Annotated in this window: 13 protein-coding genes; 8 read left to right on the top strand and 5 right to left on the bottom strand. The window is 48.6% G+C overall.

From position 1 onward, the window contains the following. Window positions 1–273: 273 nt before the first annotated feature. Together M8T91_RS03170 and M8T91_RS03175 are read right to left on the bottom strand one after the other, a co-directional pair. Entirely contained in the window at window positions 274–2,397 is a 2,124-nt protein-coding gene (locus M8T91_RS03170; protein ID WP_301416754.1) for a di-heme oxidoredictase family protein, read from the bottom strand. A gap of 809 nt (window positions 2,398–3,206) precedes the next feature. Beyond that, window positions 3,207–3,485 (bottom strand): ArsR/SmtB family transcription factor, encoded by a 279-nt coding sequence (locus tag M8T91_RS03175; RefSeq protein ID WP_301416756.1) that lies wholly within the window; start codon window positions 3,483–3,485, stop codon window positions 3,207–3,209. Window positions 3,486–3,837: 352 nt separating this feature from the next. Between M8T91_RS03175 and M8T91_RS03180 the strand changes: the two genes are divergently transcribed. Next, complete coding sequence (locus tag M8T91_RS03180) at window positions 3,838–4,248, top strand: thioredoxin family protein (RefSeq protein WP_301416758.1); 411 nt, start codon at window positions 3,838–3,840, stop codon at window positions 4,246–4,248. Next, entirely contained in the window at window positions 4,241–4,942 is a 702-nt protein-coding gene (locus M8T91_RS03185) for a cytochrome c biogenesis CcdA family protein (protein WP_301416760.1), read from the top strand. The genes M8T91_RS03180 and M8T91_RS03185 overlap by 8 nt, the downstream gene beginning before the upstream one ends. Window positions 4,943–5,142: 200 nt before the next feature. On the opposite strand, the gene M8T91_RS03190 is transcribed toward M8T91_RS03185, so the two are convergent. From M8T91_RS03190 to M8T91_RS03200, 3 genes are all read right to left on the bottom strand, one after another. Next, on the bottom strand, window positions 5,143–6,075 hold the full coding sequence (locus M8T91_RS03190; protein ID WP_301416762.1) for a hypothetical protein: 933 nt from the start codon (window positions 6,073–6,075) through the stop codon (window positions 5,143–5,145). A gap of 600 nt (window positions 6,076–6,675) precedes the next feature. Further along, window positions 6,676–9,891 carry a gluzincin family metallopeptidase gene (locus M8T91_RS03195; protein WP_301416764.1) on the bottom strand — a complete coding sequence of 1,072 codons (3,216 nt, stop codon included), beginning with the start codon at window positions 9,889–9,891 and terminating at the stop codon, window positions 6,676–6,678. After that, entirely contained in the window at window positions 9,891–10,760 is an 870-nt protein-coding gene (locus M8T91_RS03200) for an ATP-binding cassette domain-containing protein (RefSeq protein WP_301416766.1), read from the bottom strand. The genes M8T91_RS03195 and M8T91_RS03200 overlap by 1 nt, the downstream gene beginning before the upstream one ends. 213 nt (window positions 10,761–10,973) lie before the next feature. On the opposite strand from M8T91_RS03200, the gene M8T91_RS03205 reads away from it, so the two are divergent. The 6 genes from M8T91_RS03205 (at window position 10,974) to M8T91_RS03230 (ending at window position 17,267) form a co-directional block, all read left to right on the top strand. Continuing rightward, window positions 10,974–12,491: a sensor histidine kinase gene (locus M8T91_RS03205; RefSeq protein ID WP_301416768.1), complete on the top strand. Its 1,518-nt coding sequence runs from the start codon at window positions 10,974–10,976 to the stop codon at window positions 12,489–12,491. Then, window positions 12,488–13,177, top strand: coding sequence for a LytR/AlgR family response regulator transcription factor (locus M8T91_RS03210; RefSeq protein ID WP_301416770.1), 690 nt, complete (start codon window positions 12,488–12,490; stop codon window positions 13,175–13,177). Before M8T91_RS03205 ends, M8T91_RS03210 begins: the two co-directional genes overlap by 4 nt. Before the next feature lie 811 nt (window positions 13,178–13,988). Further along, complete coding sequence (locus tag M8T91_RS03215; protein ID WP_301416772.1) at window positions 13,989–15,494, top strand: tryptophan halogenase family protein; 1,506 nt, start codon at window positions 13,989–13,991, stop codon at window positions 15,492–15,494. A 452-nt stretch (window positions 15,495–15,946) separates the two neighbouring features. Next, a complete protein-coding gene (locus M8T91_RS03220) occupies window positions 15,947–16,075 on the top strand; it encodes a hypothetical protein (protein ID WP_301416774.1) in 129 nt (42 codons plus the stop codon). Between the two features lie 213 nt (window positions 16,076–16,288). Next, the gene (locus M8T91_RS03225; protein WP_301416776.1) at window positions 16,289–16,753 is read left to right on the top strand and encodes a DUF3224 domain-containing protein; all 465 of its coding nucleotides are present in this window, start codon (window positions 16,289–16,291) and stop codon (window positions 16,751–16,753) included. A gap of 118 nt (window positions 16,754–16,871) precedes the next feature. Then, entirely contained in the window at window positions 16,872–17,267 is a 396-nt protein-coding gene (locus M8T91_RS03230; RefSeq protein WP_301416778.1) for a VOC family protein, read from the top strand. The last annotated feature ends 235 nt before the right edge of the window (window positions 17,268–17,502 follow it).

Genomic DNA, 17,502 nt, shown 5'->3' on the forward strand with positions numbered 1-17,502 from the left:
AAAAATTATCCGAAAAGCCCACCCATCCATGAGTAGTAGTTAGATATTCCTAAGATAGTGCAGGGCCTCTTAGTGACTAAATAGTGTTAGATTAAAATGAAGTTATTTGTAAGATCATTAAGTTAGGCTGCTAAATTTTTGACGAAATGGTAATCCCCGCACTCTCCTATGCAGGGATTATATGAGATAGGAATTATCGCGCTAAGATACTATCCCGTGAATTGTATAATTAAGAAATTCATGGTAATTCACAATACTAAATCCGGATTTCTTTCACTCGCTTCCCTCATCAGGAATTTGAAATAGGGCTCCCAAGTTAATAGATCCATGTTCAGCGGGATCCTGGGGGTTGTTGGTGGCAGGGTTCCCGGGGTTTAAATTTGATGCTGTATCGTCGGGAGGAAATAGCACCAATGTTTGCAGGAATTCCCTCAGTTGAGCCTGTTGGTCATCACTCAGCGCAACGTAAGCGTTTCGGGACTGCTCAGCTTCACCACCGTGACGCCTAATAACCTGATCGAGATTGATACTGCGGCCGTCATGTCCATAGGGACTGCTTGAACCAACACCCCATAGTGGCTCGGTAATAAAGTGTGTAACCAGGGTGCCGTCGTACTCTCGTTCATGAAAAGCTGGCCCGAGGTCATGGCGTTTTAAATCCGAAAAGAAATTTTCGACCACAAATGGCTCCTCTTTGGGTAGTAACAATGGATAGGTGTCACCATCATCGATCGCGATAAAACGCGTTGAAGCAGTGGCAAATAAGTCGTTAAAGATGGCATTGAACGGGTCGTATTGCGTTTCCACATCGGCGACGCGTCGATCGGCGTTGATCATCAGCTGTTGCACATGACAGCTGGTGCAACCAATACTCTCCATTAATTCATATCCAGACTGCGATCGACTGGTAACTCTGTATTGACCCGGCTTAAAATAGTTCAGTAAATAAAATTCCAAATGATCAATCAATGCGGCATCAATTTCATTGGTTTTGCCATCATCATCTGGATCCTCGTTGGTACTGCATGACGGTGGTCTTTCGAAGGTGTCCAGCTCTGGATCGAAAAGGAATCCCGCGGGGCTGATCATCGCCAGTGGGTTATTGCTATCAGTGACAGCACACAGGATAGGGTCCACGGCCTGTAATCCCATTTCATCCTTAAATGCGCCGATCGCAAATTCGCGGATTGATATGGTGCCTCCTTGAGCAAAGAAAGGACGAATGCGCAAATCTGCATCCACTCCCTGTACATTGCTGGTATCAATGCTGCCATCAGAAAAAGCGGTGATAGTACCAAAGCCGATACCTTTTGCCAGCAGGTTTTTGATTACGGTGCCAGGACCCTTATCGGGTATTGAGACGGTCGCTCGGCCATAGCTAACAAATGTGCTTTCGTCACTGGCGGTTTTTTTGTTATTGAAACCTCCCAATACCACTGTGTGTTGTCCGGCGGACAGATTGCGAGTAAGAGAGGTGGTTTGTATGCCGGTGTTCATATCGCCTCCACCGTTACCATTCCCCCTCAGTGAGGCAAGCACTGTTTCCTGTCCATCAATGGCAATAATTGCGCTGGAGATTTCGTCGCTTTCATATTCTGATGTTTGGATTACTCGAAAATCAAAATCAAAAGTGACCTCCGCAGCCTGGGTCATGTTAAAAGTCGTTTGCCAGCCTCCAGACATATTTGTAATAATCTGGTTATCAATACCGCCCAGAGTGATCAATACGCGTATGTCACCACTATCACTTGCAAGCTGTCCAGAACTATAGGCTGGCTGATTGGTGCCGAAAGGATCTTCTACAAACTGAAAACTTCCAGAACCTGCTTCAAAATCCTCCTTTACAAGAATTTGTCCGGGTATGCCATTCATGGCTTCATGAATGGCACTGGCCCTCGTGGCACGCAATTCAGAGGTCATTTCATCACCAAGTTGTTCAACGAGCCCCAGGCCAAATAAGTGGGGTGCATCCCGGCTGTCGGGTCTTGTTGCGACGTCTCCGCCAAAACCGGCTGAGCCTTTCGGTCTGCCATGACATGCAGCACAGCTATCTGTTAACCCCGCACCCAACGCACGCATTGATGTTACATCACCGCTGGAAAATGCATTGACACGTGGCCCCAGTCCTTCAGCCATGGAAAATTTACGTTGAAAAAGTTGACGTCCCCGCCTAATTGAACGAGCGGGGTCACGCTTGATCAAATATATTGAAGAGCCGGGAATATTGTCGGCGCCTTGACCGGTTCCGATCTGCTGTAGCAATGATTTTTCTATAGTGCCGCCGGGAGCATTGATAGTATTGTTTTGATTCACCAATGATTTATCGAGAAGTTGAGCAAACGTGAGTGGGGCAAAAGCTATACACAAAAATAACAGTACCAATTTTTTGATACGCATATCAAAATCCTCCTCAATCTATTAAGGCAACGCGTCGGCTTTTAGCGATCACGCGCTTATATATGACTAAGGTACGGCTGTATCCTTAATACAGCGGAGTTAGAATTCCTGTATGTATCGCTATTAGCGGGCCTAATGAATGATGTGTTTTTTATGCATGAGTGAGTATCAATACCTTTTATTATCTAAGTATTTCTCAAATCTCCTGAAATCAACAGGAAATGCTCGACGCCTAATCCTATACAGCCCAGTGGCGCCTAAAAAGAGAATAAAGTGAAATTGACACCCTCTCTTACCCTAATTAGTACCAATATTCAAGAGGGAGAGCTTCCTTTAGGCGTAGAAGTAAACACTCATATGGTAGATTCCTGTCTCAACGAGCGATTTATATCAACCAATCACTGCTTGGTACGGCACTGGTTTAAACCGAAATAGAGCGCATCGGCAACCGCTATTCCATGGCGGTGTTATCTTCAGACCTCCTGTTCGTATCGAGGCAGTCACCTGCATAAAGTTCGTGGTTGTCGGGAATCGTAATTACGGGTGCGGGTGCGTACACTTATTTGAAATACCCTGGGTCTTTCCACAGATTCCCAATTGCCGATTTCGGTGTATTGATCATATGGGAAAGCATTTGCTCTTTATCAGACTGACTTATAAATTCAGCTTTTGGATTTACTTGCCAGATTTGGGGAAATGACAGGATGTTTTTCGTTTCTGTTTTTTTCCTTTACTCTCAGCGGCAAGCATTTCTACATAATGTGTCATTTTTTCCATCCTCCTTGCCAAAGTGTGGCTTGTGTGTTGATCTACCTTTCTGCGGCCGTTAATTGCCCCGCCTTGATTTTGCAGATACGTACACGACCGGTTTTATTCCAAGAGATCAAGCCCGGATTCTCCAGCAGACTGATATGGTTTATGAAAGAAGGCAGCGCCATGTCGAAGGATTCAGCCAGCTTTGTGACCGAGGCTGGCTTGTGGGTCAAATATTGAATTGCGCTGCGGCGCGTTGGATCTGCCAAAGCGTGAAACACCCAATCGAGTGCATTGCAATAGTTCTCCACTTGGCTAACAATGGGGGCGGTCACTGCCCGAATCAACAGTCAAGTACTCGACCGGATCATTCTTCAGTGGTTTTTGCTCGTGAGGGAGTGGTTGTATTCCTCTGACCGTGCTTCTTTTCACGGGTTCGCCGCCTGCCACGATTCAAATGAGCAACCTGTAGTCAGATACCTCTCTAATTAGGCTGGAAAGTAGTACACAAGGATTACGGGCTCTGGGAGCATAAGCTAAACATCCACAAAGAGGCTGTTTTGCCTGCTATAAAATTTCCAGCCATTCTGTGTAATGATTTGCTGTGAATGGCGACTAAGGTTAGTGATGTAACCGATTGGCTGTTTAGTGGTGCCCCCACCCCTTTTTATTGAGGATAAGATGAGTATGAAAGTTCTTCACTGCTTTCTTCCCGCCCTAATTGTCACTTCACTACTGTTTGTCGTACCCCGGGTATCAGCTGGGGAGGCCTTTTCCAAAGAGCGCTTTATGGAGCTGCAGGTTGCCAAGCAGCCAGTTTTGATAGATGTGCGAGCAGACTGGTGTCCTACATGTAAAAAGCAAAGGCAGATTCTGACCCAGTTCCAGAAGGATAATCCCCAGTGCGGTCTGACAATTCTGGAGGTGGACTTCGACCGCCAAAAAGACTGGGTCAAGCATTTCCGAGCGCCTCGCCAGTCGACCTTGCTGCTCTATCGAGGAACCGAGCAGGTCTGGTTCAGCGTTGCTGAAACACGCCCCGATGTCATTCGCCAGAAAATCTTTGATTCAGTGAAGGCCTGCGGCAAACATGTTTGAACTGAGTGCGCTTCCACTGGCCTTGATTGCGGGTACGCTAAGTATTCTCTCGCCCTGTGTCTGGCCGTTGGTGCCAATGGTGGTTGGCGCCTCTAGCAGTGCTGGGCGCTGGGGCCCTTATGCTCTTGCCACAGGGCTCAGCCTGTCGTTTGCCCTGGCAGGCACCGTGTTGAGTTTTCTGCTGGTCTCTTTGGGATTGGACCCGGAGCTGTTCCGCTATATTGCGGCAATTCTGCTTATCGTTGTTGCTCTTGTATTATTGATCAAGCCACTTTCCGACTGGTTGACATTACACTTATCGAAAATCACGGTTGGGGCAGGCATTGCCGGTGACGGTGCCTGGGCAGGGCAGTTTGGTATTGGCTTTCTCACGGGAATAATCTGGCTGCCTTGTGTTGGTCCGACTCTGGGGGCTGCTATTGCGCTCGCTTCCATGGGGCAGCAGCTGGGTCAGTCATTTATGGTGATGTTCTCTTTCGGGGTGGGTACTGGCGCAGCACTGCTCGTAGCCGGAAGCCTGTCACGAAAAATTTACAATCGCCTTTCGCCATCGATTGGGGGATTTGCCCTCGGCGGCAAGGTTGTACTCGGCATCATATTGTTGCTGCTTGGTATCATGGTGCTGAGTGGATTTGACAAAGTAATGGAGGCTTGGGCGTTGAATTGGATGCCCGAGTGGACACTGAGTCTGTAACAGTTTTCCATCCCTTTGTCGCACGTTGTCCCTTCATAGAGAGAAGTGCCCAGCTTTTTCCATCGGGGCCATTGTGGCCCCCAACTCTGCGTGAAGCCTTTTTTTGGTTTCCCGGATAGCTGGCTTCGGAGGTGGTGATTTCATATAACCTCTAAATAGGCCAGTAGCGTTTACGAATGAATTGCTCAGAACCCTGTTTGTCAGCAAAGTTGATTGCGTGAACAGGGAATGCGATAACCTGTGCTCCAAAGGCGGTAGGTTACGTTGCCCACAGTGATTGAAAAGTGCTGACGATCATAGAGCAAAGTACCGATAGAGACAGAGAAGTTATCATTGATTAAAGAGGTAGTTTCAAGTTTGTCGGTAATAATTGGCCCATAATCTACGCCATTATAATAAAGCTTGTTCAATGGGATAAATTCCTTGATGCCAAAGACTGAGAATGTCGAACTATTTTCACCGCTGAATAGTTCAGACAGATTGGTTGGTATTCTTGTATCAATCTCGTCATCAACATAATCATCAATTAGAGGATCAAGAATAAGGCCCAGTAGTGGAATATCCAAGTCAACATCGATATCAGCAGATAAAGGTGCATTAACATTGGTAATGTTAACAACGCCATTAAAATAGTCGTAAGTGCCGTTAATAGTTATGTTGGTTACATCAAGATTAATTATGGCTTCAGCATACCAACTCTTTTTTAGTCTGGCAAAAGCATCTACATTTACACCACTGATAGAGAAATTCAACACATTACTAACACCACTTGCGGGAATAAATGACACAGTCAGAATGCCATCAGTATGAATAGACTTGCTTGTGATTTTCAAATTTTCATCATCTGAAAATTTGACTAAGGCTTGATTAATTGCATCACGCATTGGGTAGTCAATAGCCTCAAACCGCATCAAGGTCACCTTGGAGAGGTTGCGACTGGCTGGAGTGCCAGGAGAAGGGTCACTACTGCCAAAAGCAGGGTGATCTTTTCGGTAGAATTCATAGTTATTGTAACTGCCAGATTCATGCACAGCGGTAAAATATTCCCAGCCATTAGTAGGTAAAGCACTAGCCGAGAGGCTTGCAAATATTGCGCCGATCCCAAAAGACCTAGATAGCCACTTACTTAACAAAATGTAATCCCTTTCAGGTGTATATGAACACGTTTTCCAAAATTGTCTCTGATGTCTGCCAACAGAGTTCGTCTGTACAAAATTGACAGCATGAACACACTACTCATTTGAACTGGAAAATCAAGGATATTTTGAACAATAGAGGATTTGCCACAGGGTACCGATGCCCAAATAAGATCCAGGACTGTAAGTAAATATGACTCGGATTTTTGTTTCGAAGGCTATCATCAAAAGCGAATTGTAAAAAAATTGCTTATTGAGTTGAGCAATCTGATTGATGAAGTTGAGTTTTGAACCAATTTGAGTAAATTTCAGGCAAGGTAACGTAAAAATTACTGAAAAGACCCCCCTCGAAGTTTTGATGGTGTCCACGTCACAACTACAGCAAAGAGTATATAAAATTGACCATAATTCCGTAGCTATTAGCTTTTACGCATTATCATGTCGTAATTGTGACAGGGAAATGTTCGGAGACTATCCCGCTTGAAATTATTCAATTACCCATGTAATGAACCGAAAATATCTCCGGGCAGAGGTTAATTCTTTCTGGTTAATTGGTATTGCATTTGGCAATTGCAGAACTCAACTATGTGGGAATGCTCAGGGGTGTTCTGTTGCCAATTCATTCAACCACTGGGTCACAGGTACAGGGCGGATAAACAGGGTCTCGATCAATTCGCGCTGGGCAGGAACCTGGCGCACAAGGGCATCGACAAAATCCACAGAGCTGGCGGGCGGGGCGGGATAGCCATGCTTTTTGTTTAACTCGCCAAGAGCGGCAAGGATAGAGGTATCGCCTATTGCCTGGCGCAACCGGGCAAAAGCCAGGGTAGCGCGGGAATACTGGTCATGGGGGGACTCGGCGCTGACCAGGCTGAGCAAAGCTTTGCGGTTATGGCCTTCGGCCGTTTCATAACGCGCGCGTTCATAGGCAATCAGCGCCCGCATGGCAGCTCTGCCCCGGTAACGCTCCAGCATCACCAGTTCTATGTATTTGGCCAGGGACTCCACCAGGAATGCGCTGTCTTTCGCAATACCATTGCCAAACCAATGACCGAACCATTGATGCGCAGTTTCATGTACGGCGCGCCGATAGGCCTGGCTGAAAGGCAGTTTTGCATTCTGCAGGCTGCGAAAGCCGACCCGGCTGCTAATTAGCATCAATTGCGGCAGAGCATAGCCAGTGGGGCCGATATCGGGCTTTTCCACCAGGGTCAGGGTATGGCCGTTATAGGGACCGATATGTGAAGATAAAAAACTGACTGTTTGCGCCATGGCATCCAGCGTCATTTCCACATTGGTCCGATGTTGCGGCAAATAAGCTACCTGTAGTGTTGTTGTGCCCAAGCGGCGGCTACGCAGTTGCACGGGTGCCGCAATAAAACCCTGCAGATTGCGTACCGGCTGCCGGGTGACAAAGTGGCGGAACTGGCGCTTATCCTGCTGCCAGCTTTTCACCAACTCGCCCTGGGTAAAACTTTGATAGCCGAGTGGGGTAGAGATTTGTGTATCCATTTTCGACCAGTCGTAGCCATCCCCGCTTTTATCCCTTGAGATCAGGGCCTGTTCCACAGTCTGCTGCGGTTTTTCCGGCAGATCAAACTGGCGGCGCAGGTCCTTGTTGTCAAGTTCGCGTATTGGCTGATAACCGATAGTTGGGAAGTAGGGAACAGCACGCAGATAGCTGAAGTTTTCGGTGAGTATCTTATGCGCAGGCAGTGGCTGATAACCGTTTTGTATCAGCACCAGCCTGAAATCCAGTCTCAGGGATTGCCCCGGGAGCAGTGGCGTTGTCAATTGATACACTCGCTGGCCCAGCTTGCGGTTGTATTCCACTTCGGCTTCTGCATTCAGGCTGATATGGCTCAGTGGGGTTTGCCAGTGCTCACCCACCAGCAGGGTTTGCACTGCCTGGGAGTGGGGGTTTTGCAGCTGATAGTGTCCATTCACCCGTACCTGGCGTTGCCTGGGAAAGAAATCCACCCGGGTGTTGACTTTGGCAATGACCGGCATCGGCAGCCCGGCAAAAGACCGATAGCCTTTTTCATAATCACCCAGCAAAACCGCGCGGCTGTCCGGGTCCAAATTGCGACCGTTGGCATCCAGCCCGGTCTGGATGCCTATCCCTTGCTGCACCAGCAAGCCGGCCAGCGCAGCAAAACCCAGCAAGAACGGAATGTTTCGCCAGTGCATGCCGGTTTTTCGACCCTGCGGGTTTACCAGAATGGCGGTGAACAGCAGCAGTGCAGCCAGCAGGCACCAGAACAGGGTAAAGGCCCGGAAGCCGTCCAGATTGGCGCTATAGCCGATATACCCATCCGCAGCCATCAACGGTGTAGCAAACGGGCGCAGCAAGGGGTGATGCATACCCAGCAAGACGGCAAGGGGGGTAAAGCGCAGGATCAACAGCAGACAACAGAGTACCAGTGCAGTAAGGCGATTGCGCAGAACTGCCTGAATGGCCAGAAACACGGTTCCCAGCGCTGCCAGCGGCAGTCCCGAGTAGAGGATAAAACGTCCATAGTCACCCAGCTCTATAGGGCTCTGTTTCAGCCATTGGCACACTGTGGATGCCATGGCAGCCAGCAGCAACAATGCCAGGAGCAGGGCCAGCAGGCTCATCACTCTGGCCAGAAGCGCAACGGATGGGAAGAGTGGAAGGGCATCAACAATACCCGCGATATGCAACCGTTGATCGCGCCGGGTCAGCCAATCACTGAAATACAGCAGCAGTATTGAGCCAACCAGCGGTACCAAATCCCACATAGTGCGGTTGATGGCATCCAGGCTCCGCCCAGCCAGCTGTGCACCGGGTTCTGCATGGTTGAAAGAGGGGTAAGTTTCGCCAATGACCACACAATACCAGACCAGGCCCAGCAACCACACCACCGGGGATTGAAAAACTTGCGCACACTGCATGCGCACCAGGGCTGTAAACTGTACAAGACCCCTCGGTTTAACCGCGCTAAAGGCGAACAGGGCTGGAGTTTGTACGCGCGGCTGGCTTAAACGCTGTGCTGAGGGTTTTGCCCGAAACGCGAAACAACGCCCGGCCAGGTGAAACGCGATAAAGGCCATTGTGAAGGCAGTAAGGCAAATCAGTATCCTGTTTGCACTGAGCAGGAGTACATCAGGCTGTTTGGCCATTAGTGCTGTAAGACCAAGCCAATCCAGGTATCCCATAGCGCCTAACAACCAGGGTGCGGGTGTTTGGGAGCTCGCCATCAGCGGTGAGCCGCTGGCGCTGGCCAGCAGGATATAACTGATAAACCACAACAAACCGCCCATATAAACCAGCAGTGGCGATAGACTCAGGTTACGCAGTAGCCAGAAAGTCGACACAAACAGCAATACTGCCGGTATACCGATCAGCAGTTGCAAGCCCTGTAATTTTAAACCTGCAGTCAGCAAGCCAAGCGTATCCGGTAGCTTTTCGGCACTGCTGATTAGGCCAGCTAGCACACCAAGTGCCGCCAGTACACCGAGCAGGATTAGCACCAGGCAGAGGCCGATGGCCTGAATGGCCTGCTGCCTGGCCTGGGATAGTGGGGCCGCCAGGGTTAACTCGTGCATCTTATGGCCAGTGGCGCGATACAGGGCAAATCCCGCCAGCAGACAGCTTGCCCAGGGCAGTGCCATCAGGCACAAGGCACCCACCAGATGGAACAGATGCGGGTCACTGAACAACTCTGCCTGGCGAATATGGATGCCCCGGCCGACAAAAAAACCGAACAAGCCCGCCAATGGTGCCAGTATCCAACAAAGCGGTTGGCGCAGGATGAGTTGCACCTCATTAAAAATGCGCGCGCCAGCCATCAGGCGATTACCCCTGTGTGTTTTTGCAGGGCCAGAAAATAGCTGTCCTGCAGACTGGGTGGAACGGGTTCAAATTCCGCAGCCGGGCACTGTTGGCTGAAGAGACGCACCATCGGCTTGCCATAGTGCAGGCGCTGGCCGAGCAGTTGTGTATTGCCAGGTAATGGGTGTTTCGCCGGCCCCTGCCAAATCTTTCCGTCCAGGTAACTGAATAAGGCGCGGGTATGACCGCAGGCAACAATTGCACCGTCGATCAATAGGGCGGTGTGCCCAGCCAAATGCTCAATATCCTCAACAATATGGGTGGAGAGCAGCACCAGGCGTGTTTGGGCAATATCGTGCAATAGCTGGTGCAGGCGCAGCCGTTCGACCGGGTCCAGCCCTGCGGTGGGTTCATCGAGAATCAGAATCTGCGGGTTGCCTAGCAGAGCCTGGGCTACCCCAAAGCGCTGCAGCTGTCCACCGGAAAAATGGCTTGGCTGCCGGGTTGCCTGTCCGGTGAGGTTGGTCAGCGCCAAAACCTGATCAATCTGCCGGCGGCGCTGCGGTTTGTCCTGCAAGCCCTTCAGTATTGCCAGGTGCTCAAGCAGGGCGTAGCAGGAAATATGCGGGTAGACACCAAAGTGCTGGGGCAGATAACCCAGCCGGCTGCGTAGTCGATACGGTTCTTGAGCCATATCCCGCCCTTCAAACAGGATACGACCGCTGTCTGGCGCCTGTATGGTGGCAATAGTGCGCATCAGGCTGGACTTGCCCGCACCGTTAGGACCTAGCAGGCCCAGCATACCCGTGCCCAACTGCAGCGAGATATCTTTAAGGGCCCGGGTGCCATCCCGGTAGGTTTTGTTGATATTGTGGAGCTGTAGCATTGGGGTATCCCGTGGTTTTTTATCAGGCTAACCATGGACGCATAGGGCATAAAGGCTTTGATGATGAAGCAGTTGGTTTTTATGACATAATGGATTCAGTGGGGTAAATTGTCGTTTATCAGTAAAAAGAATAGGTTTGTCATGATTTGGCTGACAGCCCCTGACAACTAGCCAACAATTGACATTTGTGCTTTGCGAGCAGGTTTCCCCAGCATGGCGAGATTGGTCAGTTCTCCCCCGAACCCACAAGCCCTATTGCCTCTGTTGCCGGTATTGGTGGCGGTTTTGGCGGAAACCGTAATCCGCCTGCACAATGATGTAGCGCAAATCCAAAGCCACGACTTCGGCGTTCACGGGATTTGGGCGCTCTATTGGTCGCCGGCACTGCAACTGCTGGCGGAAAGCCTGCCGCTGTTGATAGCGCAGTTTCTGCTACCGTCTTTATCCGGCTGGCGGCGTTACCTGTGCTGGACATTGGGGTTTATCGCCTATCCGGCCTGCAGCCTGGCGCTACAGGAAAGGCTGCTGGACAATAGGGAATTGATGCTGGGTGTACCGTTTTGGGGCTTAGCGGCGGGGCTGTCGCTGATGTATTGGTTGCACCAGGCCTACCAGCACTTACCGGGCGCCCGTAGCAGGCCATCCTGGTGGCGCTATCTGCTGTCGCTGGATGCGGCCCTGCTGCTGTGTCTCGGTGGTTGGGTCATACTGATGAGCGGTATTTTTGTGTATAACCCTGACCCCATGCACAACCAGCCGTTGGAACCCAGGTTGGATATTGGCCAGATGCTCAGACAATGGTCACTAACCTTGTATTACCTGTGGCAGTTTTCGCTGATGGCGCTGGTGGTATTCGCCTACTATTGGGTCAATCGTTATTTGCTGATCCGAAAGGTGTTGGCGGGCCGGGGTGTCTATTTGTTTTTGCTGTGCAGTGCCGGCTGGTTGCTATTGTCTTATCCGCTGTTTGGCGCTCTGGTATTACAGCTACCCTTGAATATTGCCGAACTGAGCCTGTTGCCCTCGGAAAACCATAACCCCTTCGATACCCTGAATCTGCTTGTGGCGACCATTATCTGGGCGGTCAGTCTGCCTTTGATTCTAGCCTTTGAACGCCAGCAAAGCGCCCGTGAACTGGCCGAACTCACCCGGGAACAGGCCCGAGCCGAGCTTAAAGTACTGCAGCAGCAGGTTAACCCGCATTTTTTGTTTAATACCCTGAACGGCCTCTATGCCCTGTGCCTGGCACAATCGGCCCAGGCCGCGCCTTTGGTATTGAAACTGTCTGACCTGCTGCGTTATGTGGTTTACCAGGGGCAAAAACCCAGAGTGTCGCTGGAGGATGATCTGGCCTACCTGCAGAACTACCTGGAATTACAGCAGGTGCGAGCGGGGCGTCGCTGCCGGATCGAAACGGATTTCCGGGTGCCTGATGGCAAGTGGCAGATTGCCCCTTTGCTGTTGATTATGCTGGTGGAAAATGCCTTTAAACATGGAGCGGAAGTCAGCCAGGACGAGTGCCATATCCGGCTTTCCCTGCGGATACAGGGCACAGGGCTAGACTTTGAATGCAATAACAGCCTGCCCCGACGGCCAGCCAATCAGAGGCCGGATAGTATGGGTTTGGCAAATCTGAAACGCCGCCTGCAATTAAGTTATCCGCAGCGCTTTACCCTGCAAAGCGAAGCACAAGAGCAGCACTGGCATGCCCGGCTTAGGCTACAGCTGTGAACACCCTAATTATTGACGATGAACCCCTGGCCCATGAAGTGCTGCTGCATCATAGCCGCGCCCACGCCGATATCCAGATAGTCGGGCAGTATCATAACGCCGCTGAAGCTCTGGCCTTTCTGGCCAGACAGTCGGTGGACCTAATTCTGCTGGATATTCTTATGCCAGTACTGTCCGGTCTGGATATGCTGAAAGTGATGCTTCGGCGGCCGCAGGTGGTTTTGTGCACTGCTTACCAGGAACATGCTCTGGAAGGCTTTGAATTGGATGTGACCGATTACCTGCTGAAACCCGTCAGTGCCGAACGCTTTTCCCGGGCGCTGGATAAGGTGCGACGCCGAACTGGAGAAGAGGCAATATTTGTAAAGCCGGCCGTGCAGAGCCATATTGCAATTCGGGTGGACAGGGAGCATCGCAAAATTGATCTGGACAAGGTGCAGTGCTTTGAAGCCTATGGCAATTATGTCAAGGTATGGCTGGAGGATGGTTGCCTGCTTACCGCCGCCACTCTTAAAAATTTCTCCGAAACCCTGCCCAAAGGCCGGTTTATTCAGGTGCATAAATCCTTTTTGGTGAATAAGGCCAAAGTGGTTGCACAGAACAGCAAAACAATTAGGCTAGCCAGTAAAAAGCTGGTGAAGATTGGTAACGCTTACCGAGGCAATCTACCCGGATTGTGGCAATAATACTTTGCTCTTGCGTAGGTGAGGCAGCGTGAAGAGACCGAAAAAGTACTGTGTCACTAAAAACCAATTATACTATGGATATTGGACCTATTGATTGTTAAGCCGATTTCAATCAGTGTCCGGTTAGGCCCATAATCTTCCTGGCCGACTGGTAAAAAGCAGTCTTGAAATCCTGCCATAAAATTTTTCGGGATAAGCTGAAGTCGCACCCAGTTTAGGCTCTGTTGCTCAAGCCTGAAGGCTGGCCGATGCTTTCTGCCGAGCAGATTTTGAGAAAAGCGACTCAAAGTTTGTCGATAGTTGGAATATTGCCAGGAGAAACCCTGTTCGGGCCGACAGGCGTGCGAGTGTGATTGCCCCTGGTCTCCAAGCCCAGTGGGTGCAGGCGAGATCGGGTTCATTTCGAGCTGCGACGTCGAGCGAGTCGATTGGATTGCTTTTTATAGGGCCTAATACCTATTCTGGTGGTGTGCAGGAAAACCGTGAATATCGAGACCGATAGCACATGCCCTCTTTTTACCCGATGGTCATGCAGCGTTACTGAGCCATTTGGCTGTATGCTAACTGGTTATCCTCGGCATTCACCAAGGTTGCATTAAAGACAACTCCAAGTGCATACTACAAAAAACAAGAAAGAAGCCGAAAACAGGATCAATGCTTGATGTTGAATGGCTAATAGGGGGCCTATTGTCTTTATACTCTGTTCGTTTTTGCTAGTTTATCCTGGCAATTCATAAATTGATAACTGATATGATTCTGCCGCTTGGCGCGTGTTGTGACAAAATAATAACGAAATTTCAAAGAGTATTGAATGAAAGCAACTCAAGTTAAATCCATCGTCATTTTAGGCGGTGGAAGTGCAGGCTGGATGACGGCAGCCTCACTTATTCATGCAGCACCGAAACATTGCAAGATTACCTTAGTGGAATCAGAAGAGATTGGTACCGTTGGTGTTGGTGAAGCCACTATTCCACCCATTAAACAGTTCAACCAACGCTTAGGTATTGATGAGAATGCATTCCTGAAGGCTACAAAAGGGACTTTTAAGTTAGGTATAGAATTCGTTGACTGGACAAAAAAAGGCCACAGTTATTGCCATCCTTTTGGCCAGTTTGGCGCTGACTTTGATAGCTTGCCTCTATATCACTACTGGCTAAAAGCAAAGAGTGAAGGTGACCATACACCACTGGATCATTACTCAATGGCTTGGATGCTGGGTAAAGAGAACAAGTTTGATCAACCGCTTAGAGATCCACGATACATGATGTCGACTTTCGACTACGCCTATCATTTTGATGCAGCCCTCTATGCGCATTTCCTAAAAGAGCGTGCGATGAAACAAGGGGTAAAGCGCAAAGAGGGAATCGTAAAGCAGGTCGATGTAAACCAACAAACACAAACGATAAATCATCTGGTTCTCGAAACTGGAGAAGTGATTACTGGAGACTTTTTTGTTGATTGCTCTGGTTTTAGAGGCATACTGATTGAAGAAGCGTTGTATGCTGGTTATCAAGATTGGCGCCATTACCTTCCTGTTGATAGCGCAGTAGCCGTGCCTTGTGAACATGGTGGTGAGTTATCCCCTTATACACGTTCAACGGCAAGGGAGGCAGGCTGGCAGTGGCGTATTCCTTTGCAGCATCGTGTTGGTAATGGCTATGTGTACTGCAGTAAATTTATCAGTGATGAAAGTGCGACAAGCACACTGATGGAAAGCCTAGAGGGGCGACCATTGGCAGAGCCGAAAATTATCCGGTTTAAAACTGGGCGGCGTAATCAAATGTGGAAAGGTAACTGTGTTGCTATCGGTCTTTCTGCGGGTTTCTTGGAGCCACTTGAATCAACAGCCTTGCATCTCATTCAAACTTCAATTAATCGACTCATATCGCTATTTCCTGTTGAAAAGAATGATCAGTTATCTGCAACAGAGTACAACCGAATAACACTCGCAGAGTATGATGTATTGAGAGATTTTATTATTCTTCACTACCATGCAACACAGCGGGATGATAGTCCGCTTTGGCAGAAAGTGTCGAGCATGGACATCCCGGAAAGACTTGCTTATAAACTGGCTCAATTTAAACACAAAGGTCATATCGTTTATTGTGAAGATGAACTATTTAAGCGGGTTAATTGGTTGGCTGTATTGGTCGGGCAAGAGGTGATGCCGAAAACCTATGATCCTATTGTCGATATGCGAGAGCACGTTGATTACAAAAAAATTCTGAAAGAGATTAAGCATGCTATTGATGAAAGTGTTAAGCGAGCACCTACTCATCAACAGTATATCGATAAATTTTGTAAATCGGACCGATAATACTCAAAAGAAGAATATTGAAGGAAGTGGACATTAACTTGTGTGTAGCAACTCGGTTCTGATTTGACAGCTATTTTTTTAACCCGGTATCTGTCAGTTTGGAGGTGGGTTAAGTCCTTCTCCGACTAAATCGATTTACCATCAAATAAAGTTTCTATTGGCGTTTGGCAGCAGCATATCCTGCCTTAGTATGTTCGAGCATTGTTATAGTATGCCACCTATTCGTCCAGGTTTTTCTGCAATGCCTGCGCATCTAAGTAGAGTTTTTACTGAAAATAATCTGATAATCTCGTTTAAGCCGGTTTTACTGTGGCGTATGCAAATACGGTTTGTCTGTGAAGGCAACACGTTCAAGTGATAACCGGATCTGGTGTTTGAGTGTTTGAAAGAAAGTTATATGTCTGGTTGATGAATTGTTCCCAAATAGTCAACCAACCAGGGAATGCGGCACAATGGGCAAGAATACTGCTGTTGGATATGCAAAGCGACAGGGGGTGATCGAGCTGCTGACAGAGCCACTCATTCTGTGGCGAGGGGAGGGTGGGCCAGAAAACGGCCTTTACCGCTCCGAAGTACTGTAATCAACGGGAGATGCATCCTGTGGCCAGAGTGCCAAGTTGATTTGTCAAATGGTTAAGGTAGTGGTGGGAGGGTCCCTTTTGTCGTAAAAAGCTACATATTGGTATTGAAAAACAATCTGTATAAATTCACAGTATTCAATTCTGTGGTTTTGCTCTGATGGATGAACCGGAGTATTGCGTGATGGGTACTATAGTCACTCGTGGAATTGCTGTATGAGAAGACTGAGAACGATCATACCATTGTTACTCTTGATGCAATGTGGTTTCAGTGTATCTGCCAGCGATTTTAAAGGTAAGGAGCAGATTATGTCAGCTTCAGGAGCATTTGAGATCCAACTGGACCCGCAAGGAGATGATAATATCCCTGCGGGAAGGATGATTTTCTCAAAAAAATATACCGGTGGGCTTGTTGGTAGTGGTGCCGGGCAAATGTTGAGCAAAAGAACCGATGGGGGTATTGCCGTTTATATGGCCATTGAAGAATTTAAGGGCAGCCTGGATGGACAGAGTGGCTCTTTTACCCTTGTCCATAAAGGGTACATGTCTGGAGAGACGCAACGATTGGAGATTAATATACTTCAAGGTTCCGGAAAAGGGGAATTAAAAAAAATCTCCGGTTCCATGCAAATAATTCAGGAAAAGGATCAACATAACTATGTGCTCACCTATAAGCTGTAAAATACCTGGCTGATTAAGAGTGGGCCTTCAGTCTGGGCCATTTTTCGGGAAATAATAGTAACGATAATAAGGGTTCTGGTGGCCACCAGATCAAGTGAAACAATCAGGGGTTAACTCAATGTTTGATCATTTAAGCACATATGCGACAGATTATGATGCAACGAAAAAATTTTACGAAGGTGCCATGGCTTCTCTGGGTTATACAGTGCAAATGGAGTTTGTGGCAGAGTGGAATTCAGAATTTCCCACCCAAAGAATGTGCGCGTTTGGCCCAGAGGGTAAGCCTGCCTTTTGGGTTATTGAGGTTAAAGAAAACTACACACCACGACATATTGCTTTCTCGGCAGTCAACAGGCAGGCTGTGGATGCATTTTATCTGGCAGCTATTGAAAGTGGTGGTAAGGATAATGGCAAACCTGGTTTGCGTCCCACCTATCATGAACACTACTATGGCGCTTTCACAATAGATCCTGATGGTAACAATATCGAAGCGGTATGCCACATACCCGAATAAATTGCTGGCAGGGACCAAGGCTACTATGCTGAGCACTAACTGAGGTTGGTATATCACTCATTGGAGGCTGGTAGGCACTTAAAGACACGCTTTATGGCATTTCGCCACAATAGTGTGGATTTCATCGAGATCGATGAAAGAGGTGCCTTAGGATGAAAATACTATTCCAGTCACAAATAAACTCAGTGGTCATATCAACTTCTGCACTTTGAGAGCTTCAGTAATTCACTGGGCT

The sequence above is a fragment of the Microbulbifer sp. MI-G genome (assembly GCF_030440425.1).
Taxonomy (GTDB): Bacteria; Pseudomonadota; Gammaproteobacteria; order Pseudomonadales; family Cellvibrionaceae; genus Microbulbifer; species Microbulbifer spongiae.